Raw genomic sequence first — 24,173 nt, 5'->3', positions numbered from 1 at the left:
CCGACAGCCGGGTCAGCCGACCGCGTCCTTCACGATGTCCGGGAAGTTGGTGATGATGCCGTCGACCCCGGCGTCGTTCACCCGGCGGGCCGTGGCGGCGTCGTTGACGGTCCAGGTGTAGACCTCCAGCGGCTTGCCGTGCGGTCCCTTGAGCGCCTGGACCGCGTCCACGTAGGAGTCGGTGGCGGCCGAGTGGGTGGGGTTGATCTGGTCGGCGAAGGCGGCGTACGAGGGCAGCTCGGCCGCGGTGGGGGTGCCGAGGAAGCCCGTCTTCACGTCGGGCCGCAGCTGGTGGACGCGGCGGACCGCGTCGGCGCCGAAGCTCTGCACGACCAGCCGGTCCCGCACGTGGCCCCGGTTCAGCCAGCCCGCACGCCGCAGGGCGTTCAGCGTCTCCCGCTCGATGCCCGGGTACAGCTCGGGCGACTTCAGCTCCAGCAGGAGGTTCAGGCGGTGGCGGCTCATCCGCTTGAGGAACTGGTCGAGGGTGGGGATCTTGGCGCCCTCGAACTGGGGACCGAACCAGCTGCCCGCGTCCAGCCGGGCGATCTCCCGGGCGGTGAAGTCCCTGACGTTCCACGGCGCGCGGCCGGGGAAGACCTCCTCGACGTCCGTGGTGCGGGCGAGCGTGGTGTCGTGCAGCACCACCAGGACCCCGTCCTTGGTGCGCTGCACGTCGTTCTCGACCCAGCGCGCCCCCAGCTCGCGCGCCTTGTCGACGCCCGCGAGGGTGTTCTCGGGGGCGTAGCCGGAGGCGCCGCGGTGCGCCACCAGCACGGGGCTGCCGCCGTCCGGGGCGGCGGCGAGGGAGCGGGGGTCCGCCGAGGTCCCGGGGGACGCCTGTGCGGCGGGGGCGGCGGCCGACGCGGCGTGGGCCGGGACGACGAGCGCGGTGCCTGCCAGCAGCAGAGCGGCCGTGAGGGAGAGGGGGCGAGCGAACACGGAAGGTCTCCTCACTCAAAGTGATCGTTGACCGATCGAGAGTGACAGCTGGGGGCCAATTGTGGACAGGTGCGGGATGGCCACACGTTGAACAAAGTCGTGCTTCTCGGTGCGGTGAGGAGATGAAGGTGTGTCGGAGCTGCGATTCTTTGCCGCAAAATCGGTCGTACGTTCGCTGTGCGTCATACTCTCTGCCGCACATGGGGCACGGCCGCCACCTGGGACCACGTGGGGCCGCACGTACGGCCGGGTGCGCTGCCGAACCGTCGGGACCAGGGCGCATGATGGCGCGAACGCTTCGCCGCGCAGCCGTAGCGCGCAGTGGACAAGAACCGGAAGGATCTCCACGGGGGAGGAAAGGGCAGACCGGTATGGAGGGGACGGTCGACGGATTCGGCTACGGCCTGGTGACGCCCGTGGCGGCATACCTCATGGCCTGCCTGGGCGGGGCGCTCGGGCTGCGCTGCACCACCAGATCGCTCCTGGTGACCCGGACCTGGCGGCCGGGCTGGCTCGCGCTGGGTACCGGCGCGATCGGTTCCGGTATATGGACCATGCACTTCATCGCCATGATGGGCTTCTCCGTCACCGGGACCCCGGTCCGCTACGACGTACCGACGACCTTCGCCAGTCTCGGCGTCGCCATCGTCATGGTCGGCATCGGGATCTTCGTCGTGGGCTGTCGAGGTGCCACCGGCTCCGCCCTGTTCACGGGCGGCACCATCACCGGTCTGGGCATTGCCTCCATGCACTATCTGGGGATGGCCGGAATGCGTCTCAACGGTAGCTTGGAGTACTCCATTCCGCTCGTGACGGCCTCCGTCCTCATCGCCGTCGCCGCCGCCACGGCCTCCCTCTGGGCGGCCGTCCAGGTCCGCGGAATCCGCTGGAGCGTGGGCGCCTCCCTGCTGATGGGGGTCGGCGTGAGCGGCATGCACTATGTCGGGATGGCCGCCGCCACCGTGCATCTTCACCCGGTCGCCGACGCCACGGGTGACCCACCCGGACGGCTGATCGCCCCGCTCATGATCGGCCCGCTGCTCTTCCTGCTCCTGGCCGGCGTCGTGGTGGTGCGGGACCCGCGCATGGTCAGCGGCGCGGTCGCGCCCGGCCCCCCACCGCGGCCCGGCTACCGCGTCCCGGTCCGCGACAGCTACCGCCTGCCGCCCGCGGAGGACCTCCGCGCCACGCCGTGCGCCCGCCCCGAGCACCTTGCCCACGCCTCCCGCGGCCACCACCCGGCCCGGCCCCAGGGCCGCCCCGGGGTCCGGCGCGGGACGGGTCCGCACGCCGGGCAGCGGCGCTGACGCCGACGGTTGTCGGTAGGGGGTCGTACGGTGGATCGCATGCGGCCTGTATCGAAGATCGAACGCACGGTGGCGCCCTTCGAGGTCGTCAGCCCCTACCAGCCCAGCGGCGACCAGCCCGCAGCCATCGCCGACCTGGAGCGCCGGGTCCGCGCCGGCGAGCGGGACGTCGTCCTGCTCGGCGCCACCGGTACCGGCAAGTCCGCCACCACGGCCTGGATGATCGAGAAGCTCCAGCGTCCCACCCTGGTGATGGCCCCCAACAAGACGCTCGCCGCCCAGCTCGCCAACGAGTTCCGCGAACTCCTCCCGAACAACGCGGTCGAGTACTTCGTCTCGTACTACGACTACTACCAACCCGAGGCGTACGTCCCGCAGTCGGACACCTACATCGAGAAGGACTCCTCGATCAACGAGGAGGTCGAGCGGCTGCGCCACTCCGCGACCAACTCCCTGCTCACCCGCCGCGACGTCGTCGTGGTCGCCTCGGTCTCCTGCATCTACGGCCTCGGCACCCCGCAGGAGTACGTGGACCGGATGGTCCCCCTCAAGGTCGGCGAGGAGATCGACCGCGACGCCCTGCTGCGCCGCTTCGTCGAGATCCAGTACACCCGCAACGACCTCGCCTTCACGCGGGGCACCTTCCGCGTCCGCGGCGACACCATCGAGATCTTCCCGGTCTACGAGGAACTGGCCGTCCGCATCGAGATGTTCGGCGACGAGATCGAGGCGCTCACCACCCTCCACCCGCTCACCGGCGAGATCATCAGCGACGAGCAGCAGCTCTACGTCTTCCCCGCCTCGCACTACGTCGCCGGCCCCGAGCGCATGGAGCGCGCGGTCAACGACATCGAGAAGGAGCTCGGCGAGCGGCTCGCCGTCCTGGAGAAGCAGGGCAAGCTGCTGGAGGCCCAGCGGCTGCGGATGCGCACCACCTACGACATCGAGATGCTGCGCCAGATCGGCTCCTGCTCCGGCGTGGAGAACTACTCGATGCACTTCGACGGCCGCGAGCCCGGCACCCCGCCGCACACCCTCCTCGACTACTTCCCCGAGGACTTCCTGCTGGTCATCGACGAGTCGCACGTCACCGTCCCGCAGATCGGCGCGATGCACGAGGGGGACGCCTCCCGCAAGCGGACCCTCGTCGACCACGGCTTCCGGCTCCCCTCCGCCCTGGACAACCGCCCCCTGAAGTGGGAGGAGTTCCAGGAGCGGGTCGGCCAGACGGTCTACCTCTCGGCGACCCCGGGGAACTACGAACTGTCCCGCTCCGACGGCTTCGTCGAGCAGATCATCCGCCCCACCGGCCTGGTCGACCCCGAGGTGGTCGTCAAGCCCACCGAGGGCCAGATCGACGACCTGGTGCACGAGATCCGCACCCGCACCGAGAAGGACGAGCGGGTCCTCGTCACCACCCTCACCAAGAAGATGGCCGAGGACCTCACCGACTACTTCCTCGAACTCGGCATCCAGGTCCGCTACCTCCACAGCGACGTCGACACGCTGCGCCGCGTCGAGCTGCTGCGCGAGCTGCGCGCCGGCGAGTACGACGTCCTGGTCGGCATCAACCTCCTCCGAGAGGGCCTCGACCTGCCGGAGGTCTCCCTGGTCGCCATCCTCGACGCCGACAAGGAAGGTTTCCTGCGCTCGGGAACCTCCCTGATCCAGACCATCGGCCGCGCCGCGCGCAACGTCTCGGGCCAGGTCCACATGTACGCGGACCGGATCACCCCGGCGATGGAGAAGGCCATCGACGAGACCAACCGGCGGCGCGAGAAGCAGATCGCCTACAACACCGAGAGGGGCATCGACCCGCAGCCGCTCCGCAAGAAGATCAACGACATCGTCGCCACCATCGCCCGTGAGGACGTCGACACCGAGGCGCTGCTCGGCACCGGCTACCGCCAGTCCAAGGACGGCAAGGCCAAGGCCCCCGTCCCGGACCTCGGCGGGGGTTACGAGGCCCCGAAGACGGCCAAGGGCGGCAAGAAGGGGGCCAGGAAGGCCGCCACCACGCCCACCGACCGCCCGGCGGCCGAGCTGGCCGGGCAGATCGAGGAGATGACCGACCGGATGCGGGCTGCCGCCGCCGACCTCCAGTTCGAGGTCGCCGCCCGGCTGCGCGACGAAGTGGGCGAGATGAAGAAGGAACTGCGGCAGATGAAGGAGGCCGGCCTCGCCTGAGGCGGGCCCGGGGAGTGTCGCAAGACCGACACAATGCGTGGCCGGGTGGTGCGGGGGCCGGTCGGCCGGTGCGTAGGGTGCGGCGAGGAGGCCGCACGGACCAGCGGCCGTGGGGATTGCGTATGAAGGGGACACGCGTGACGGTCAACCTGAACAAGGGCCAGGGCATCAGCCTGGAGAAGAAGGACGGGGGAGTCCTCTCGGCGGTACGCATGGGGCTCGGCTGGCAGGCGGCTCCCCGGCGCGGACTCTTCGGCAGCCGCACCCGTGAGATCGACCTCGACGCCTCGGCGGTGCTCTTCGCGGACAAGAAGCCGGTCGACGTGGTGTTCTTCCGCCACCTCGTCAGCGACGACGGCTCGGTGCGCCACACCGGTGACAACCTCGTCGGTGGCGCGGGCCAGGGTGGCGACGACGAGTCGGTCCTCGTCGACCTCCAGCGGGTCCCGGGCCGCATCGACCAGATCGTCTTCACGGTGAACTCCTTCACCGGGCAGACCTTCCAGGAGGTGCAGAACGCCTTCTGCCGCCTGGTGGACGAGACCAACGGCCAGGAGCTGGCCCGCTACACCCTCGACGGCGGCGGCCAGTACACCGCCCAGATCATGGCCAAGGTCCACCGCGCCGACGGCGGCTGGCGGATGACGGCCCTCGGCTCCCCGGCCAACGGCCGGACCTTCCAGGACCTGATGCCGTCGATCCTCCCGCACCTCTGACCCACCCGGCCTACGAGGGCGGGGCCGGGGCCCGGCGCGGACCCCGCCTCCGCCCTCCCCCGTGCCCCGGCGGACACCACACATCGAACGGCCAGGATGGGCGGTGCGTCCGGGCCCAGTGCGGGGACGATGACGGCAGGGCCTGGCCCAAGGACGGAACCAGGCCCTGCCGCGGACCCGGGGGTGATCGGAGCGGAGTCCCCCGGGCGCTGGCGCCTCGGTGCGGTGCGGGTCGGCGAGGAGGATGCACCCTCGGCGGCGCGGAGAGGACCGCCCTGGCCGGCGCCCCGCCGCTGCCCGGCCTCACGGCACCGGGGCGCGCCGCTCCCAGACGCTTCTGGCCGAACTCTGGGTCAGGCACGTCTGGACATGGGTGCCGCCGTGTGCCTCGTGGGTAGCGGGGTGGGGGGAGGCGGTGGCCGCCGCCACGGCGCGGGCACGGCGCGGAGAGCCGCTGGCACGGCCGGGACCCGTTGGGGCCGATGCGGCTCTGAGCTGTGCGGTTGATGATCGTTTAGGTGCGTCTTTACCAACCGTTGGCAATTCGCGTACGCTTCCCGGTGCGGAGGGGAGTACTCCTGGCACGGCGAGCCCGTCAATACGGATCGGTACGGATTTTCCGGCCCGATCCCGGGCCGTCGATCCGATGACCGCGCGCTCCGCGCGGTTCCTCGGGTGGAAGAGACCTCCGGCAGCGATGACGCTGAGAGATGCCGTTACGTACTGCCGGAGGCGCAGTGGAAGTTTCCGTGACCCTATGGGTTCTCACCATCGTCGGCCTGATCGTGCTGATCGGGGCCGACTTCTTCGTCGGGCGCAAGCCTCATGACGTGTCCATCAAGGAAGCCGGGATCTGGACGGTCGTCTGGATCATCCTCGCCGCGCTGTTCGGCCTGGGCCTGCTCCTTCTCGGAGGCGGTCAGCAAGCCGGTGAGTTCTTCGCCGGTTACATCACCGAGAAGTCGCTGAGCGTCGACAACCTCTTCGTCTTCGTGCTGATCATGGCGAAGTTCTCGGTCCCCTCGCAGTACCAGCAGCGCGTGCTGCTCGTCGGCGTGCTGATCGCCCTGGTGCTGCGCGCGATCTTCATCGCGGCGGGCGCGGCGATCATCGCCAACTTCTCGTGGGTCTTCTACATCTTCGGCGCGTTCCTGATCTACACCGCCTGGAAGCTCATCCAGGAGGCCAGGGCGGACGACGATGAGGAGGACTGGGAGGAGAACCGCATGCTCAAGGCGGCCGAGCGGCGCTTCGGCGTGGCCGACCGCTACCACGGCACCAAGCTGTTCATCGAGAAGAACGGCAAGAAGATCATGACGCCGATGCTGGTCGTCATGCTGGCGATCGGCACCACCGATCTCCTCTTCGCCCTCGACTCGATCCCGGCGATCTTCGGCCTGACCCAGGACCCGTACATCGTCTTCACCGCCAACGCCTTCGCGCTGATGGGTCTGCGGCAGCTGTACTTCCTCCTCGGGGGACTGCTCCGCAAGCTGGTCCACCTCAGCTACGGACTGTCGGTGATCCTCGGCTTCATCGGCGTCAAGCTCGTGCTGCACGCGCTGCACGAGTCGGGCGTCAACGTCCCGGAGATCTCCATCCCGGTCTCACTGGGCGTGATCTGCGCGGTCCTGGTGGTCACCACGATCACCAGCCTCTACGCCTCGCGGAAGCAGGCGGAGGCCGCCAAGGCCGGTGCCGTCACCGGCTCCGGCGGCGAGGACGGCGGCCGGGAGGACACCGAGAGCTGACGGGTGCGGCGGGCCGGACCGGCCCGCCGTGATAGATGTCGGCCCCAGGCCGAAGGAGCCCGCGTCCCTTCCGGGGGGCGCGGGCGCACCCGTTTTTGGAGGACCGCGATGACCCGCCCCGCCCACACCCTCGCCACCGCCCCGATCATGATCATCAACGGCCCGAACCTGAACCTGCTGGGGCAGCGGCAGCCGGAGATCTACGGGGCAGGGACGCTCGCCGACGTCGAGCGGCTCTGCGCCGAGGAGGCGGCGGCGCTCGGCGGCACCGTAGACCTGCGCCAGTCCAACCGCGAGGGTGTCCTGATCGACTGGGTCCACGAGGCCCGCACGGGCGCGGCCGGCCTCGTCATCAACCCCGCCGCCTACTCGCACACCTCCGTCGCCCTGCTCGACGCCCTCAACACCTGCGACGGGCTGCCCGTCATCGAGGTGCACATCTCCAACATCCACCGCCGCGAGCAGTTCCGGCACCACAGCTACGTCTCACTCCGCGCGGACGGCGTCATCGCCGGCTGCGGCGTACAGGGGTACGCCTTCGCGGTACGCCGCATCGCGTCCCTGCTGACCGACGCGGCCTGAGCCCGGCCGAAGTCAGCCCGGCCGGCGCTCGGGGCCACCCGAACCGCCCGGGCGGAAGGCTCGCCGGCCCACGGCCCACCGGCCGCAGCCGCCGCCCGGGCCGAAAGACGGCCGAGCCGGATCAACCCGGCCCGAATCCCGCGGCCGAAAGGCCGCTCACCAGCCCCGCTCGCGCCAAGCGGGCAACTGCGGCCGCTCCGCCCCCAGCGTGGTGTCGTGCCCGTGCCCCGGATAGACCCAGGTCTCGTCCGGCAGCGCGGCGAAGATCTTGGTCTCCACGTCGGACAGCAGCCGGGCGAAGGCGTCCGGGTCCTGACGGGTGTTACCCACCCCGCCGGGGAAGAGGCAGTCCCCGGTGAAGACGTGCGGGTGGCCGTGCGGGTCGTCGTAGACCAGGGCGATCGAGCCCGGGGTGTGGCCGACCAGATGGCGCACGGTCAGCTCGACCCGGCCGACCCGCACCGTGTCCCCGTCGTCGAGCAGCACGTCGGTGGGGACCGGAATGCCCTCCGCGTCGTACCGCCCCGCCTGGGTCCGTGCGCCGGTGGCGGCCACCACCTCGGCCAGCGCCTGCCAGTGGTCGCCGTGGCGGTGGGTGGTGACGACGGAGGCGACGGAGTCCCGGCCGATCAGCCCCAGCAGGGTCTCGGGCTCGGCGGCCGCGTCGATCAGGAGCTGCTCGCCGGTGGCCCGGCAGCGCAGCAGGTAGGCATTGTTGTCCATGGCGCCGACAGCGACCTTGGAGATCATCAGGTCGGTCAGTTCGTGTACGTCGGCGGGTCCGCCGACCTTCACCGCTCCGCTGTACGTCATGGCCGTCACCCTACCGACGCGGGCTCCGCGGGCCGGGGCGCCGCCGGGCTCACAGCGGCGGCAGGGCGGGCAGCGGGCCGCCGTCGGTCCGCAGGCCGTCCGGGGCGCGCCGTCCGGCGAGCCAGCCGAGCAGGTCGGCCGGGGTGCCGGTGACGGACAGCGGCTCCTCGCCCGGGGCGGCGGCGCGGCCGCTGGTGAGGGCGGGGGAGCCCGCCGGGCGCAGCAGCAGCGGCGGCACGTCCGGGTGGCCGGTGAAGCGTTCGGCGAGGAAGGCGTTCTCGGCGTCGGTGAACTCCGCCGGGAGGTCCTCCAGCTCGCGCCCCGTACCCAGGTCGACCTGGTGCAGCTCCACCTCGACCAGCCGCCGGAAGGGGACGCGGGCGAGCCGGTCGGTGACGCCGTTGCGCAGCAGGACCACGCGCTCCCAGTCCCCGGCCCCGGCCAGGGCGGCGGCGAGCCGGGCGGCGCTCAGCCGCACCTCCTCGGCGAGGGTCTCGGCGGGCAGGGTCGCGCCCGCCTCGATGTCGGCGTCGCGGGCCCCGGCACTGGCGTACATGGGGCGGCCCCCCACCACGTTGAGCAGGGCGTCGGCGTTGCGGGCGAGATGGCTGAGGACGTGGCCGCGGGTCCAGCCCGGCAGCCGCGACGGCTCGGCCAGCGCCGCGTCGTCCAGCGTGCCCGCGACGGTGAGCAGCCGGGCGGTGGCCTCGTCCAGCCTGGTGAGATCGCGCACAGGATCAGTCATGGGACGACCCTAGCGGCAGCGGGTCGGTCCACTCGTTCGGGTGAAGAGGGCGCCATTCTCCCGGGAATCGAATGTACGTGCTATACGCTCGGTTCTCGGAAGAGGCATCCTGGATGTAGCCGGGATGTGATCCCCCGAGTGCGGCCCGGCGCCGCCCTCGGTCCGAAGTCCCCCGCCCCCGATCGCTCATCCCCTCCACCGCTGCCGCGGCACTCCCGTACGTTGTCTTCCCGGGGGTTCCGCTCCCGCTTCACTCCAGAAAGGTGCGGACCGGCGTGGCCGACCGTCTCATCGTCCGTGGTGCCCGCGAGCACAATCTGAGGAATGTCTCGCTCGACCTTCCGCGCGACTCCCTCATCGTCTTCACCGGGCTGTCCGGGTCGGGCAAGTCCTCGCTCGCGTTCGACACGATCTTCGCCGAGGGCCAGCGGCGGTACGTCGAGTCCCTCTCCTCGTACGCCCGGCAGTTCCTCGGCCAGATGGACAAGCCCGACGTCGACTTCATCGAGGGCCTCTCGCCCGCGGTCTCCATCGACCAGAAGTCCACCTCGCGCAACCCGCGCTCCACGGTCGGCACCATCACCGAGGTCTACGACTACCTCCGCCTGCTCTTCGCCCGGATCGGCAAGCCGCACTGCCCGGTCTGCTCCCGCCCGATCTCCCGCCAGTCGCCGCAGGCCATCGTGGACAAGGTGCTGGGTCTGCCCGAGGGCAGCCGTTTCCAGGTGCTGTCGCCGCTGGTCCGCGAGCGCAAGGGCGAGTTCGTCGACCTCTTCGCCGACCTCCAGACCAAGGGGTACAGCCGCGCCCGGGTCGACGGCGCCACGATCCAGCTCGCCGACCCGCCGAAGCTGAAGAAGCAGGAGAAGCACACCATCGAGGTGGTCGTCGACCGCCTCACGGTCAAGGAGAGCGCCAAGCGCCGCCTCACCGACTCCGTCGAGACCGCCCTCGGCCTCTCCGGCGGCATGGTCGTGCTCGACTTCGTCGACCTCCCCGAGGACGACCCCGAGCGCGAGCGGATGTACTCCGAGCACCTCTACTGCCCGTACGACGACCTCTCCTTCGAGGAACTGGAGCCCCGCTCCTTCTCCTTCAACTCGCCTTTCGGCGCCTGCCCCGACTGCACCGGCATCGGCACCCGTATGGAGGTCGACCCGGAACTGATCGTCCCGGACGAGGACAAGTCCCTGGACGAGGGCGCCCTCCACCCCTGGTCGCACGGGCACACCAAGGAGTACTTCGGCCGGCTGGTCGGTGCTCTCGCCGACGCGCTGAACTTCCGCACCGACGTGCCCTTCGCCGCTCTCCCGCAGCGCGCGAAGAAGGCCCTGCTCCAGGGCCACAAGACGCAGATCGAGGTCCGCTACCGCAACCGCTACGGCCGCGAGCGGGTCTACACCACCGCCTTCGAGGGCGCCGTGCCCTACGTCAAGCGGCGCCACTCCGAGGCGGAGAGCGACTCCAGCCGGGAGCGCTTCGAGGGGTACATGCGCGAGGTCCCCTGCCCGACCTGCGAGGGCACCCGGCTCAAGCCGATCGTGCTGGCGGTCACGGTGATGGGCAAGTCCATCGCCGAGGTCTCCGCCATGTCGATCACCGACTGCGCCGAATTCCTGGAGCAGCTCACCCTCTCCGGCCGCGACCGCAAGATCGCCGAGCGCGTCCTCAAGGAGGTCAACGAACGCCTCCGCTTCCTGGTCGACGTCGGACTCGACTACCTCTCCCTCAACCGCCCGGCGGGCTCCCTCTCCGGCGGCGAGGCCCAGCGCATCCGGCTGGCCACCCAGATCGGCTCCGGCCTGGTCGGCGTGCTCTACGTCCTGGACGAGCCCTCCATCGGCCTCCACCAGCGCGACAACCACCGCCTGATCGAGACCCTGGTCCGCCTGCGCGACATGGGCAACACGCTGATCGTGGTGGAGCACGACGAGGACACCATCAAGGTCGCCGACTGGATCGTGGACATCGGCCCGGGCGCCGGCGAGCACGGCGGCAAGGTCGTCCACTCCGGCTCGCTGGACGGGCTCCTCGCCAACAAGGAGTCGATCACCGGCCAGTACCTCGCCGGCAAGCGCTCCATCCCGGTGCCGGAGATCCGCCGTCCCATCGACCCCGAACGCAAGCTGACGGTGGTCGGCGCCAAGGAGAACAACCTCCGCGACATCGACGTCTCCTTCCCGCTCGGCGTCCTCACCGCCGTCACCGGAGTCTCCGGCTCCGGCAAGTCGACGCTGGTCAACGACATTCTCTACACCCACCTGGCACGCGAGCTGAACGGCGCCAAGAGCGTCCCCGGCCGGCACACCCGGGTCGAGGGCGACGACCTGGTCGACAAGGTCGTGCACGTCGACCAGTCACCGATCGGCCGCACCCCCCGCTCCAACCCGGCCACCTACACCGGTGTCTTCGACAACGTCCGCAAGCTCTTCGCCGAGACGATGGAGGCCAAGGTCCGCGGGTACCTCCCCGGCCGCTTCTCCTTCAACGTCAAGGGCGGACGCTGCGAGAACTGCCACGGCGACGGCACCATCAAGATCGAGATGAACTTCCTGCCCGACGTGTACGTCCCCTGCGAGGTCTGCCACGGGGCGCGCTACAACCGGGAGACCCTGGAGGTCCACTACAAGGGCAAGTCCATCGCCGAGGTGCTGGACATGCCCATCGACGAGGCCCTCGGCTTCTTCGAGGCCGTCCCCACCATCGCCCGCCACCTGCGCACGCTCAACGAGGTCGGCCTCGGATACGTCCGGCTCGGACAGCCCGCGCCCACCCTCTCCGGCGGCGAGGCGCAACGCGTCAAGCTCGCCGCCGAGCTCCAGAAGCGCTCCACCGGGCGCACGGTCTACGTCCTGGACGAGCCCACCACCGGCCTGCACTTCGAGGACATCAGCAAGCTGATCACCGTCCTCTCCGGACTGGTCGACAAGGGCAACTCGGTCATCGTCATCGAGCACAACCTCGACGTCATCAAGACCGCCGACTGGGTCGTCGACATGGGTCCCGAGGGCGGCAACGGCGGCGGCATCGTCGTCGCCGAAGGCACCCCCGAGGAAGTGGCGGGCGTCCCGGCCAGCCACACCGGCAAGTTCCTCCAGGACGTCCTCGGTGCCGACCGGGTCAGCAACGCCTCGGCCGCGCCCCGCTCCGGTGGCGCCCGCAGGACGGGGGCCACCCGCAAGGCGGTCACGGCCAAGAAGCCCGCCGCCAAGAAGACGGCGGCCAAGAAGACGGCGGCCAAGAAGGCACCGGCGAAGAAGGCACCGGCGAAGAAGGCACCGCGCACCACGGGGTGACGCCCGGGAGCAAGGGGCGGGGCGACCGGAAGCCGCCGCCCCGCCCGGGCCCCCGGCCGACCGCGCAACGCCGCCCGCCGCCCCCGCGTCCTCACTGGCGCGGAGGCGGCGGCGGCCTGCCCGGCCGCCCCGCGGGAAGCGGGGTGAACAGCCGCCGGGTGTGACATCCATGATCGCGATGAGGGGTACCGCCGGCTCCCTGGCCGGGCGCCTTGGCGCCGCCGCGCGCAAGCCCTACTGGCAGCGGCCCAGTACCGCCTACCTGGTGCGGCGCTGGCCTGACCTGACCGCGACCTGCGTGGCCACGGTCTTCTTCTGGCTCTCCCTGACCCCCTCACTGGTGCCCCGGCCCTGGTACCTCCAAGGGCTCATCGGCGGCATCAACGCCGCCATCGGCTACACCCTCGGTGTCACCCTCAGCTGGCTCTTCCGGCTCCTGGTCGCGCGCCGTCCGAGCCGCGCCGTCCGCGCCCACGCCTGGCAGGCGTACTTCCTGATCAGCCCTCTCTGCGCGGTCTGGCTGATCTCCGAGAGCGCCCACCTGCAGCGCCAGCTCCGCGCACTGCAGGGACTGCCGCCCTCGCTGACCTGGCACACCCCGATGATCGCCCTGATCACCGTGGCCCTCTGGGCGGTACTGCTCCTCCTCGCCCGCGCCGTGCGGCTCGGCGCGAGCCGTCTCATCCGGCTGCTCGGACGGCTGCTGCCACGACCGGCCGCCGTCGGGCTCGGACTGCTCCTGTCCAGCCTCGCCGTCCTCTTCTGCGTGCAGGACCTGGTCTTCGAACGCGGAGTGGTCGACATCGCCGACCGCATCGCCAAGGCCACCGACGACGGCACCAAGGAGGGCGTGAACCGGCCGGACTCGCGCCTGGTCTCCGGCGGCCCCGGCTCGTACATCCGCTGGCGCGACCTCGGCTTCCAGGGGCGCAACTTCACCGGCTCCGTCCTCACCAGCGAGCAGATCACCGACTGGACCGGCCGGGACGCCGTGGACCCCATCCGCGTCTACGCCGGTTCGGCCGCCCCGAAAGCCTTCGCCTACGACGAGGACCCCGTCGCCGCCCAGGTCGACCTGGCCATGAAGGAGCTGGACCGGACCCGCGCCTTCGAGCGGGACGTGCTCGCCGTCGCCGGGACCACCGGCACCGGATGGGTCAACGCCAACGTCGTGGAACCCCTCGAATACATCCACGACGGCAACACCGCCACCGTCGCCCTCCAGTACTCCTACCTGCCGAGCTGGCTCTCCTTCCTCGTCGACAAGGAGAAGGCCGCGCACGCCACCCGCGAACTCCTCGACGCCGTGCGCGCCCGCTGGGCTTCGCTGCCCCCGGACGAGCGCCCCCGCCTCGTCGTCACCGGCGAGAGTCTCGGCGCGTACGCCGTCGAAGCCGCGTACGAGCGGCCCGGCGAGCTGCTGGACAACGTCGACGGGGCCCTGCTGCTCGGACCGCCCGACTTCTCCCCCGTCTCCCAGGAGATCCGCGCCCACCGCGACCCGGCCAGCCCCGTCTGGCGGCCCCTCTACGAGGAGGGGCGCAACTTCCGCTTCGCCCAGTTCCCCCGCCGTGACCTCGCCCGCCCCGCCGGACCGTGGCGGGAGCCGCGCGTCGTCCACCTCCAGAACGCCTCCGACCCCGTCGTCTGGTGGTCCTACGACCTCCTGTTCAAGCGCCCCGAGTGGCTGGACGACCCGCTCGGCCCCGACATCACCCCGGAGGCCAACTGGTTCCCCTTCGTCACCTTCTGGCAGACCAGCGTCGACATGGCCGTCAGTTACGGCGTGCAGGCGCCGCACGGCCACCGGTACGGAGCCGGCCCGGTGGACGGCTGGGCGGCGGTGGCGCCCCGCGCGGGCTGGACCGAGGCCGACACCCGCCGCCTGCACGCGTTCATCGCCTCCCGCCCTGCTCCCTACTGACCGACGGCGCCACTGACCGGGGGCGAGGCCGGGACCCGGGCGGGCCCCGGTTAGGGTCGTGACCGAACCGAGCCGCCCACGGACCTCAGCGGAGGCGCCATGTCCGCCCACCCCCTCTCCCGCCGCACCGTCCTGCGGGGCGCGGCCCTGGTCCCGGCCGCCGGGCTGGGCGTGGCGGCCTGCGCGCCGCCGGACGACGGCCGCGCCGAGGGGCCCGCCGAGCCGGTCGAACTGGGCTCCGCCGACGCCGTGCCGAAGGGCGGGGCGGAGATCTTCCGCGAGCACCACGTCGTCGTGAGCCGTTCCGAGGACGGGGAGTACCGCGCCTTCAGCGCCGTCTGCACCCACCGCGCGTGCCCGCTGCACAAGATCAAGGGCACCGTCTCCACCTGCACCTGCCACGGCAGCCGGTTCGACGTCACCACCGGCGAGGTGCTGGAGGGGCCCGCCGTCGCCCCGCTCACCGAGCTCGACGTCTCCGCCGACGGCGGCCGCCTGGTGGCCCGCCCCCGGCCCGCCTGACCCGCCGCCGCGCGCCCAGGCCCCGTCACTGCGGGTGACGCCGGAGTGTCGGTGGCCGACAGTAGGGTGTCTGACATGGCCGACCCCTCCAGCTACCGTCCGAAGCCGGGGCAGATCCCTGACTCCCCGGGCGTCTACCGCTTCCGCGACGAGCACCGCCGGGTGATCTACGTCGGGAAGGCGAAAAGCCTGCGCCAGCGCCTCTCCAGCTACTTCCAGGACCTGGCCGGCCTCCACCCGCGCACCCGCACCATGGTCACCACCGCCGCCTCCGTGGAGTGGACGGTGGTCTCCACCGAGGTCGAGGCGCTCCAGCTGGAGTACACCTGGATCAAGGAGTTCGACCCCCGGTTCAACGTCAAGTACCGCGACGACAAGAGCTACCCGTACCTCGCGGTGACGATGAACGAGGAGTTCCCCCGCGTCCAGGTCATGCGCGGCCAGAAGAAGAAGGGCGTGCGCTACTTCGGCCCGTACGGCCACGCCTGGGCGATCCGCGACACCGTCGACCTGCTGCTGCGGGTCTTCCCCGTCCGCACCTGCTCGGCCGGCGTCTTCAAGAACGCCGCCCGCACCGGCCGCCCCTGCCTCCTCGGCTACATCGGCAAGTGCGCCGCCCCCTGCGTCGGCCGCATCAGCCCCGAGGACCACCGCGCCCTGGCCGAGGAGTTCTGCGACTTCATGGCCGGCCGCACCGGCGCCTACCTGCGCCGTCTGGAGCGGCAGATGCAGGAGGCCGCCGAGGAGATGGAGTACGAGCGGGCCGGGCGCCTGCGGGACGACATCGAGGCGCTGCGCCGCGCCATGGAGAAGTCCGCCGTGGTCCTCGCCGACGCCACCGACGCCGACCTCATCGCCGTCGCCGAGGACGAGCTGGAAGCCGCCGTCCAGATCTTCCACGTGCGCGGCGGCCGGGTCCGCGGCCAGCGCGGCTGGGTCACCGACAAGGTCGAGGCGGTCGACACCGCCGGTCTCGTCGGCCACGCCCTCCAGCAGCTCTACGGCGAGGAGCGCGGCGAGGGCGTCCCCAAGGAGGTCCTGGTCCCGGCCCTCCCGGACGACTTCGCCGCCGTCTCGCACTGGCTCGGTGACCGGCGCGGCACCCAGGTCTCCCTGCGCGTCCCGCAGCGCGGCGACAAGAGGTCCCTGATGGAGACGGTCCAGCGGAACGCCCAGCAGTCCCTGGTCCTGCACAAGACCAGACGCGCCTCCGACCTGACCACCCGCTCCCGCGCCCTGGAGGAGATCGCCGAGGCGCTGGAGCTGCAGAGCGCTCCGCTGCGCATCGAGTGCTACGACATCTCCCACTTCCAGGGCGACGACGTGGTGGCGTCGATGGTGGTCTTCGAGGACGGGCTGGCCCGCAAGAGCGAGTACCGCCGCTTCCAGATCAAGGGCCGGGCCGGTGACACCCAGCTCTGGCACGGCCAGGGCCAGGACGACGTCCGCTCCATGCACGAGGTGATCACCCGCCGCTTCCGCCGCTACCTGAACGACCGGGAGCGCACCGGCGAGTGGACCGAGGAGCACGACGCCGTGGAGGGCGGTGAGGTCACCGCCTCCCTCACCGACGAGGACGGCCGCCCCAGACGGTTCGCCTACCCGCCGCAGCTCGTCGTGGTCGACGGCGGCCAGCCGCAGGTCGCCGCCGCGCAGCGGGCCCTGGACGAGCTCGGCATCGACGACATCGCCGTCTGCGGCCTGGCCAAGCGCCTGGAGGAGGTCTGGCTCCCCGGCCAGGACGACCCGGTCGTGCTGCCCCGCACCAGCGAGGGCCTCTACCTCCTCCAGCGCATCCGCGACGAGGCCCACCGTTTCGCCATCACCTACCAGCGCGCCAAGCGCTCCAAGCGCATCCGCACCAGCCCCCTGGACGACGTCCCCGGCCTCGGTGAGACCCGTAAACAGGCTCTGATCAAGCACTTCGGCTCGGTCCGCAGACTGCGGGCCGCCACCGTCGAGCAGATCTGCGAGGTCCCCGGCATAGGCCGCAAGACCGCGCTCTCCGTCGCCGCCACGCTCTCCCGGTCCGCCCCTTCGGTCGCGGTCAACACCGCCACGGGTGAGATCCTCGGGGACGACACGGAGGACACCCCGGAGGCCACGGACCCCTCCACGGCACCGAGGGAGACCGCTCGGGTGCCGGGGGAGGGCGGCGCCGCGCCGCTCCAGGGGATGGCTCCCCAGCCGCCCGAGGGCGGACCGGGCCGTGGCGGCGACGAGACCGCCGGGCCGACCGGTGGCTCCCCGGGCCCGCCCCGCGCGGCCGGTGCCCCGGATGACGGGGCGGCGGGACAGACTGGAGGACCAGGGGTGTCCGGCCCGGCCGAGCAGAAGGGGCCGGACGGCCGGACCGCACCGGACGGCGGGCCTGACCAGGCGTCGCCGCAGACCGCACCGAAGAACCGGGGGCAGCAGACATGAGCGAGCACGACGGAGACGAGGCACAGGTGGGTACGGGCACGACCGGCGACGCGGCGGAGGCCACCGAGACGGCCATCCCCGAGCTGGTGATCATCTCCGGGATGTCCGGCGCCGGGCGCAGCACCGCGGCCAAGTGCCTGGAGGACCTCGGCTGGTTCGTCGTGGACAACCTGCCACCGGCCCTCATCCCCACCATGGTGGAGCTGGGCGCCCGCTCCCAGGGGAACGTCGCACGCATCGCCGTCGTCGTGGACGTACGCGGCCGCCGCTTCTTCGACAACCTCCGCGAGTCCCTCGCCGACCTCGACGTCAAGAACGTCACCCGGCGGATCGTCTTCCTGGAGTCCTCGGACGACGCGCTGGTGCGCCGCTTCGAGTCGGTCCGCCGGCCGCATCCCCTCCAGGGCGACGGCCGCATCGTCGACGGCATCGCCGCCGAGCGCGACCTCCTGCGCGAGCTGCGCGGCGACGCCGACCTGGTCATCGACACCTCCAGCCTCAACGTCCACGAGCTGCGCGCCAAGATGGACGCCCAGTTCGCGGGTGACGAGGAGCCCGAGCTGCGGGCCACGGTGATGTCCTTCGGCTACAAGTACGGCCTGCCCGTCGACGCCGACCTCGTCGTCGACTGCCGCTTCCTGCCCAACCCGCACTGGGTCCCCGAGCTTCGCCCCTTCACCGGGCTGAACGAAGAGGTGTCCGACTACGTCCTCGGCCGTCCCGGCGCCAAGGAGTTCCTGGACCAGTACACGGAGCTGCTCCAGCTGATCAACCGCGGTTACCGCCGGGAGGGCAAGCGGTACGTGACGATCGCGGTCGGGTGCACCGGCGGCAAGCACCGTTCCGTGGCCATGTCCGAGAAGCTCGCCTCGCGTCTCGCCTCCGAGGGCGTCGAGACGGTCGTCGTCCACCGTGACATGGGCCGGGAATGACCGGCCGCCCCTCGCGCCTGCGGCGGATGCGGCGGACCCCCCCGTCCACGACCGCCTCGGGCTGGGCGCCGCGCCCGCGCCCGCGTGGCCGCGGCGCCCAGCCCAAGGTCGTCGCCCTCGGCGGCGGAATGGGCCTGTCCGCCTCCCTGGCCGCACTGCGCCGCATCACCGGGGACCTCACCGCCGTCGTCACCGTCGCCGACGACGGCGGTTCCAGCGGCCGTCTCCGCGACGAACTGGGCGTGCTGCCCCCGGGCGACCTGCGCAAGGCGCTCGCCGCGCTCTGCGGCGACGACGACTGGGGCCAGACCTGGGCCCGGGTGATCCAGCACCGCTTCCACTCCCGCGGCGACCTGCACGACCACGCCGTCGGCAACCTGCTGATCGTCGCCCTCTGGGAGCAGCTCGGCGACCACGTCCAGGCGCTGGACCTGGTCGGCACCCTGCTCGGCGCGCACGGCAGGGTGCTGCCCATGTCCGCCGTCCCCCTGGAGCTCCAGGCGCTGGTCCGGGGCCACGACCCGGCCCGCCCGGACGCCGTGGACACCGTGTGCGGCCAGGCCACCGTGGCCCTGACGCCCGGCGAGGTCCAGTCGGTGCACCTGGTGCCGCACGACCCGCCGGCCGTGCCGGAGGCGGTCGAGGCGGTCCTCGACGCGGACTGGGTGGTACTCGGCCCGGGCTCCTGGTTCTCCTCGGTCATCCCGCACCTTCTGGTGCCCGAACTGCTCGACGCGCTGCTCTCCACGAAGGCCCGCCGGGTCCTCTCGCTCAACCTCGCGCCGCAACCCGGAGAAACCGAGGGGTTCTCCCCGCAGCGTCATTTGGAGGTTTTGGCCCGACACGCCCCTAAACTCGCCCTGGACGTGGTGCTCGCCGACGAGGCGGCCGTGCCCGACCGTCTCTCGCTCGACGACGCCGCCCGGCGTCTGGGCGCGACGGTCGAGCTGGCGCCCGTGGCCCGCCCTGACGGCAGCCCCCGGCACGACCCGGAGCTGCTGGCGGCCGCGTACGACCGTATTTTTCGGATGCATGGAAGGATCGGCCCATGGCGATGACGGCAGCGGTGAAGGACGAGGTCTCCCGGCTTCCCGTCACCCGCACCTGTTGCAGGAAGGCGGAGGTCTCCGCGGTCCTGCGGTTCGCGGGTGGGCTGCACCTGGTGAGCGGCCGCATCGTGATCGAGGCGGAGCTGGACACGGCGATGGCCGCCCGGCGCCTCAAGCGGGACATCCTCGAGATCTTCGGACACAGCTCCGAACTGATCGTGATGGCCCCCGGCGGGCTGCGCCGGGGTTCGCGATACGTGGTGCGGGTGGTGGCCGGAGGCGACCAGCTCGCCCGGCAGACGGGACTGGTCGACGGCCGCGGCCGTCCGATCAGGGGGCTGCCGCCGCAGGTCGTCTCCGGCGCCACCTGCGACGCAGAGGCTGCCTGGCGGGGTGCGTTCCTCGCCCACGGCTCGCTCACCGAGCCCGGCCGCTCCTCCTCCCTGGAGGTCACCTGCCCCGGCCCGGAGGCGGCCCTCGCCCTGGTCGGCGCGGCCCGCAGGCTCTCCATCGCCGGCAAGGCCCGCGAGGTGCGCGGCGTGGACCGGGTGGTGGTACGCGACGGCGACGCCATCGGTGCCCTGCTGACCCGCCTAGGCGCCCACGAGTCGGTCCTCGCCTGGGAGGAGCGGCGGATGCGGCGCGAGGTGCGCGCCACGGCCAACCGCCTCGCCAACTTCGACGACGCCAACCTGCGCCGCTCCGCGCGGGCCGCCGTCGCCGCGGGCGCCCGCGTCCAGCGGGCCCTGGAGATCCTGGGCGAGGAGGTCCCCGAGCACCTCGCCGCCGCCGGCCGGCTCCGCATGGAGCACAAGCAGGCGTCGCTGGAGGAGCTGGGCGCCCTCGCCGACCCGCCGCTCACCAAGGACGCCGTCGCCGGACGTATCCGGCGCCTGCTGGCCATGGCCGACAAGCGGGCCCAGGACCTGGGCATCGCCGGCACCGAGGCCGGTCTCAGCGAGGACCTGGCCGACCACCTCGTCGGCTGACGCGCCGCCCAGGTCAACCCGGACGGCGCAAGGTTCGCCCGTACGGACGACGCACCGCCCGGCCCCGCCCCCCGGACACGGGGGAGCGGGGCCGTTCCGGTCGCGGGTGGCGGTAACCGCGCGTACCCTGCGGCCTGTTGACGGAGCGTGACGAGAGTCCGCTCCGGCAGGTGGGCGAAACCCCCTTACCGGCTACCGGAGGGTAGTGCCGGGGGTGCCCCGCGCGGTCTCCTCCGATGTCACTCCCAGGGCGTCGGAGAGGTAGGGTCGGAGGCGGTCGGGGACATCCCATACAGCTCGCCGGCGTCGAAAACCGGCGTACCAACGAGGAGATCGGCTCGTGACGATCCGCGTAGGCATCAACGGCTTCGGCCGCATCGGTCGCAACTACTTCCGCGCGCTTCTGGACCAGGGCGCGGACATCGAGATCGTGGCTGTCAACGACCTGGGTGACACCGCGACCACCGCACACCTGCTGAAGTACGACACCATCCTCGGCAAGCTCTCCGAAGAGGTCTCGCACACCGAGGACACCCTCACGGTCGGTGACAAGACCATCAAGGTGCTCTCCGAGCGCAACCCTGCCGACATCCCCTGGGGTGAACTCGGCGTCGACATCGTCATCGAGTCGACCGGCATCTTCACCAAGAAGGCCGACGCCGAGAAGCACCTGCGGGGCGGCGCCAAGAAGGTCATCATCTCGGCTCCGGCCAAGGATGAGGACATCACCATCGTGATGGGCGTCAACGAGGACAAGTACGACCCCGCCACCGACAACATCATCTCCAACGCCTCCTGCACCACCAACTGTGTGGCGCCGATGGCCAAGGTTCTGGACGAGAACTTCGGCATCGTCAAGGGCCTGATGACGACGGTGCACGCGTACACCAACGACCAGCGCATCCTGGACTTCCCGCACAAGGACCTGCGCCGCGCCCGCGCCGCCGCCGAGAACATCATCCCGACCACCACGGGCGCCGCCAAGGCCACCGCGCTGGTCCTGCCGCAGCTCAAGGGCAAGCTCGACGGCATCGCGATGCGCGTCCCGGTCCCCACCGGCTCCGTCACCGACCTGGTGGTCGAGCTCAAGCGCGAGGTCACCAGGGACGAGGTCAACGCCGCGTTCGAGAAGGCGTCCCTGGAGGGCCAGCTCGCCGGGAAGCTCGTCTACACGGCCGACCCGATCGTCTCCTCGGACATCGTCTCGACCCCGGCTTCCTGCACCTTCGACTCGCTGCTGACCATGGCCGAGGGCACCACGGCCAAGATCATCGGCTGGTACGACAACGAATGGGGCTACTCCAACCGCCTCGTCGACATCACCGTCTTCGTGGGCGAGCGGCTCTGACCGCTCCCCGCACGGCAGGCAGCACCGCACGATGAGTGACAGGGTCCGGACCCGCGCGACGCAGCGCGGACCGGGCCCTGTCGCACGCCGCACGCCCGCCCCCACGACCATGCAGCACGAGAGCAGAGCCACGAGTCCAGGAGAGCAGTCATGAAGACGATCGACGAACTTCTCGCCGAGGGAGTGAGCGGCAAGCGGGTCTTCGTCCGCGCCGACCTCAACGTCCCCCTCGCCGACGGGCAGATCACCGACGACGGCCGCATCCGCGCCGTCCTGCCCACCGTCGAGGCCCTCGCCGGTGCCGGCGCCAAGGTGGTCGTCGCCTCGCACCTCGGCCGGCCCAAGGGAGCCCCCGACCCGGCCTTCTCGCTGCTCCCCGCGGCCGAGCGGCTCGGTGAACTCCTCGGCAAGCCCGTGGCGTTCGCCCAGGACACCGTCGGCCCCGCCGCACACGCCGCCGTCGACGGACTGGAGCCGGGCCAGGTCGCGGTCATCGAGAACCTCCGCTTCAACCCGGGGGAGACCAGCAAGGACGACGCCGAGCGCGGCACCTTCGCCGACGAACTCGCCGCCCTCGCCGACGTCTACGTGGGCGACGGCTTCGGCGCCGTGCACCGCAAGCACGCCTCGGTCTACGACCTCCCGGCGCGCCTGCCGCACTACGCCGGCTACCTCATCGCCACCGAGGTCGGCGTCCTCAGGAAGCTGACCGACGACGTCCAGCGCCCGTACGCGGTGGTCCTCGGCGGCGCCAAGGTCTCCGACAAGCTCGGCGTCATCGACAACCTGCTGGAGAAGGCGGACCGCATCCTGATCGGCGGCGGCATGGTCTTCACCTTCCTGAAGGCCAAGGGGTACGAGGTCGGTGCCTCGATGCTCCAGGAGGACCAGATCCCGGTCGTCCAGGAGTACCTGGAGCGTGCCGAGGAGAAGGGCGTGGAGTTCGTCCTCCCTGTGGACGTGGTCGTCTCCGGCGGCTTCCCCGACCTGAAGGCCAAGGCGCCCACCCACCCCGACACCGTCCCCGCCGACGCCATCCCGGCCGGGCAGATGGGCCTGGACATCGGCCCCGCCACCGCGGAGCTGTACGCCGGCAAGCTCGCCGACGCCCGCACCATCTTCTGGAACGGACCCATGGGGGTCTTCGAGCACCCCGACTACGCTGGCGGCACCCGGGCAGTGGCCCAGGCCCTGCTCGACTCCCCGGCCTTCACGGTCGTCGGCGGCGGCGACTCCGCCGCGGCCGTCCGACTGCTGGGCTTCGACGAAAACGCATACGGACACATCTCGACCGGTGGCGGCGCCAGCCTCGAATACCTCGAAGGCAAGACGCTCCCCGGCCTCGCCGCACTGGAGGACTGAACCACCGTGACTGACACCCAGGGACGCACCCCGCTGATGGCGGGCAACTGGAAGATGAACCTCAACCACCTGGAGGCCATCGCCCACGTCCAGAAGCTGGCGTTCGCCCTGTCCGACAAGGACTACGACGCCGTCGAGGTCGCGGTCCTGCCGCCCTTCACGGACCTCCGGTCGGTCCAGACGCTGGTCGACGGCGACAAGCTCAAGATCAAGTACGGCGCCCAGGACATCTCGGCCCACGACTCCGGTGCCTACACCGGCGAGATCTCGGGCCCGATGCTGGCCAAGCTGAAGTGCACCTACGTGGCCGTCGGCCACTCCGAGCGCCGCCAGTACCACAACGAGAGCGACGAGCTCTGCAACGCCAAGGTGAAGGCCGCCTTCAAGTACGGCATCACCCCGATCCTCTGCGTCGGTGAGGGCCTCGACGTCCGCAAGGCCGGCGAGCAGGTCCCGTACACCCTCGCCCAGGTGGACGGCGGCCTCAAGGACGTCCCCGCCGAGCAGGCCGAGACCATCGTCATCGCCTACGAGCCGGTGTGGGCCATCGGCACCGGCGAGGTCGCCACCCCGGAGGACGCGCAGGAGGTCTGCGGGGCGATCCGCGGCCGTCTGGCCGAGCTGTACTCCCAGGAGCTGGCCGACAAGGTCCGCATCCAGTACGGCGGCTCCGTCAAGGGCGGCAACGTCGCGGCGATCATGGCCCAGCCCGATGTGGACGGCGCCCTGGTCGGCGGTGCCGCGCTGGACACGGACGAGTTCGTCAAGATCGTCCGCTTCCGCGACCAGTGAGTCCGCGCTTCCGCGACCAGTGAGTATGCGGTAGAGCGGAATCGTCGTACCCTTGCGGGGGCCGGGGCACCTGACCCGGCCCCCGCAGTCCATCCAGTTCCGAGGAAGTTGGTCCAGCCGTGGTTATGGGGTTCTCGATCGCCCTGATCGTCTTCAGCCTGCTGCTGATGCTGCTGGTGCTGATGCACAAGGGGAAGGGCGGCGGCCTCTCCGACATGTTCGGTGGCGGCATGCAGTCCTCCGTGGGTGGCTCCTCGGTCGCCGAGCGGAACCTCGACCGGATCACGGTCGTCGTCAGCCTGCTCTGGTTCGCCTGCATCGTGGTGCTCGGCCTGCTGATGAAGCTGGACTGAGCCACCTGGCACCGTCGGCGCCGGTCCCGATCCGGGCGTGCGGCCTATCATGAGGCGTGCGCCCGGCGGGTACCGCGTCCGCGGAGCCCTGAACTCCGCTCCCTGGACGCCCGCCGCTCCATCCGTACACTGGTGCGCC

Annotated in this window: 19 protein-coding genes; 16 read left to right on the top strand and 3 right to left on the bottom strand. The window is 71.3% G+C overall.

All coding sequences use genetic code 11. The features are described from left to right. Positions 1-12: 12 nt before the first annotated feature. Positions 13-942 (bottom strand): glycerophosphodiester phosphodiesterase, encoded by a 930-nt coding sequence (locus tag ACSLIC_RS04650; protein ID WP_436736394.1) that lies wholly within the window; start codon positions 940-942, stop codon positions 13-15. Positions 943-1,313: 371 nt separating this feature from the next. On the opposite strand from ACSLIC_RS04650, the gene ACSLIC_RS04645 reads away from it, so the two are divergent. The 5 genes from ACSLIC_RS04645 (at position 1,314) to aroQ (ending at position 7,485) form a co-directional block, all read left to right on the top strand. After that, the gene (locus ACSLIC_RS04645; RefSeq protein WP_436736393.1) at positions 1,314-2,249 is read left to right on the top strand and encodes an MHYT domain-containing protein; all 936 of its coding nucleotides are present in this window, start codon (positions 1,314-1,316) and stop codon (positions 2,247-2,249) included. 39 nt (positions 2,250-2,288) lie between these two features. Then, positions 2,289-4,436, top strand: coding sequence for an excinuclease ABC subunit UvrB (gene uvrB / locus ACSLIC_RS04640; protein WP_436736392.1), 2,148 nt, complete (start codon positions 2,289-2,291; stop codon positions 4,434-4,436). A 137-nt stretch (positions 4,437-4,573) separates the two neighbouring features. Further along, a complete protein-coding gene (locus ACSLIC_RS04635; protein WP_436736391.1) occupies positions 4,574-5,152 on the top strand; it encodes a TerD family protein in 579 nt (192 codons plus the stop codon). 737 nt (positions 5,153-5,889) lie between these two features. Beyond that, positions 5,890-6,903, top strand: coding sequence for a TerC/Alx family metal homeostasis membrane protein (locus ACSLIC_RS04630; protein ID WP_436736390.1), 1,014 nt, complete (start codon positions 5,890-5,892; stop codon positions 6,901-6,903). Positions 6,904-7,011: 108 nt separating this feature from the next. After that, positions 7,012-7,485, top strand: coding sequence for a type II 3-dehydroquinate dehydratase (gene aroQ / locus ACSLIC_RS04625; RefSeq protein WP_436736389.1), 474 nt, complete (start codon positions 7,012-7,014; stop codon positions 7,483-7,485). A gap of 156 nt (positions 7,486-7,641) precedes the next feature. Here aroQ and ACSLIC_RS04620 read toward each other — a convergent pair whose 3' ends face one another. Then, positions 7,642-8,298, bottom strand: a complete 657-nt coding sequence (locus tag ACSLIC_RS04620) for an MBL fold metallo-hydrolase (protein WP_436736388.1) — start codon at positions 8,296-8,298, stop codon at positions 7,642-7,644. Positions 8,299-8,347: 49 nt separating this feature from the next. Further along, a complete protein-coding gene (locus ACSLIC_RS04615) occupies positions 8,348-9,043 on the bottom strand; it encodes a maleylpyruvate isomerase family mycothiol-dependent enzyme (RefSeq protein WP_436736387.1) in 696 nt (231 codons plus the stop codon). A gap of 275 nt (positions 9,044-9,318) precedes the next feature. Here ACSLIC_RS04615 and uvrA point away from each other — a divergent pair, with 275 nt between their 5' ends. The 11 genes from uvrA (at position 9,319) to secG (ending at position 24,034) form a co-directional block, all read left to right on the top strand. Then, a complete protein-coding gene (gene uvrA, locus ACSLIC_RS04610; protein ID WP_436736386.1) occupies positions 9,319-12,339 on the top strand; it encodes an excinuclease ABC subunit UvrA in 3,021 nt (1,006 codons plus the stop codon). A gap of 169 nt (positions 12,340-12,508) precedes the next feature. Next, positions 12,509-14,263: an alpha/beta hydrolase gene (locus ACSLIC_RS04605; RefSeq protein WP_436736385.1), complete on the top strand. Its 1,755-nt coding sequence runs from the start codon at positions 12,509-12,511 to the stop codon at positions 14,261-14,263. Between the two features lie 99 nt (positions 14,264-14,362). Continuing rightward, entirely contained in the window at positions 14,363-14,785 is a 423-nt protein-coding gene (locus tag ACSLIC_RS04600) for a Rieske 2Fe-2S domain-containing protein (RefSeq protein WP_436736384.1), read from the top strand. 75 nt (positions 14,786-14,860) lie between these two features. Next, complete coding sequence (gene uvrC / locus ACSLIC_RS04595) at positions 14,861-17,209, top strand: excinuclease ABC subunit UvrC (RefSeq protein WP_436736383.1); 2,349 nt, start codon at positions 14,861-14,863, stop codon at positions 17,207-17,209. After that, positions 17,206-18,141 (top strand): RNase adapter RapZ, encoded by a 936-nt coding sequence (gene rapZ, locus ACSLIC_RS04590; RefSeq protein ID WP_436736382.1) that lies wholly within the window; start codon positions 17,206-17,208, stop codon positions 18,139-18,141. Before uvrC ends, rapZ begins: the two co-directional genes overlap by 4 nt. Beyond that, the gene (locus ACSLIC_RS04585) at positions 18,138-19,199 is read left to right on the top strand and encodes a gluconeogenesis factor YvcK family protein (RefSeq protein ID WP_436736381.1); all 1,062 of its coding nucleotides are present in this window, start codon (positions 18,138-18,140) and stop codon (positions 19,197-19,199) included. The genes rapZ and ACSLIC_RS04585 overlap by 4 nt, the downstream gene beginning before the upstream one ends. Next, a complete protein-coding gene (gene whiA, locus ACSLIC_RS04580; protein WP_023419981.1) occupies positions 19,190-20,179 on the top strand; it encodes a DNA-binding protein WhiA in 990 nt (329 codons plus the stop codon). Before ACSLIC_RS04585 ends, whiA begins: the two co-directional genes overlap by 10 nt. A gap of 340 nt (positions 20,180-20,519) precedes the next feature. Beyond that, positions 20,520-21,527 (top strand): type I glyceraldehyde-3-phosphate dehydrogenase, encoded by a 1,008-nt coding sequence (gene gap / locus ACSLIC_RS04575; RefSeq protein ID WP_436736380.1) that lies wholly within the window; start codon positions 20,520-20,522, stop codon positions 21,525-21,527. A gap of 150 nt (positions 21,528-21,677) precedes the next feature. Beyond that, complete coding sequence (locus tag ACSLIC_RS04570; RefSeq protein WP_436736379.1) at positions 21,678-22,889, top strand: phosphoglycerate kinase; 1,212 nt, start codon at positions 21,678-21,680, stop codon at positions 22,887-22,889. A gap of 36 nt (positions 22,890-22,925) precedes the next feature. Continuing rightward, the gene (gene tpiA / locus ACSLIC_RS04565) at positions 22,926-23,681 is read left to right on the top strand and encodes a triose-phosphate isomerase (protein ID WP_436740270.1); all 756 of its coding nucleotides are present in this window, start codon (positions 22,926-22,928) and stop codon (positions 23,679-23,681) included. A gap of 125 nt (positions 23,682-23,806) precedes the next feature. Then, on the top strand, positions 23,807-24,034 hold the full coding sequence (gene secG, locus ACSLIC_RS04560) for a preprotein translocase subunit SecG (protein WP_008406068.1): 228 nt from the start codon (positions 23,807-23,809) through the stop codon (positions 24,032-24,034). Positions 24,035-24,173 lie beyond the last annotated feature (139 nt).

It is taken from the genome of Streptomyces sp. BBFR102, from assembly GCF_051397025.1.
Classification (GTDB): Bacteria; Actinomycetota; Actinomycetes; order Streptomycetales; family Streptomycetaceae; genus Streptomyces.
This window is presented reverse-complemented; position numbering and strand designations above follow the sequence as displayed.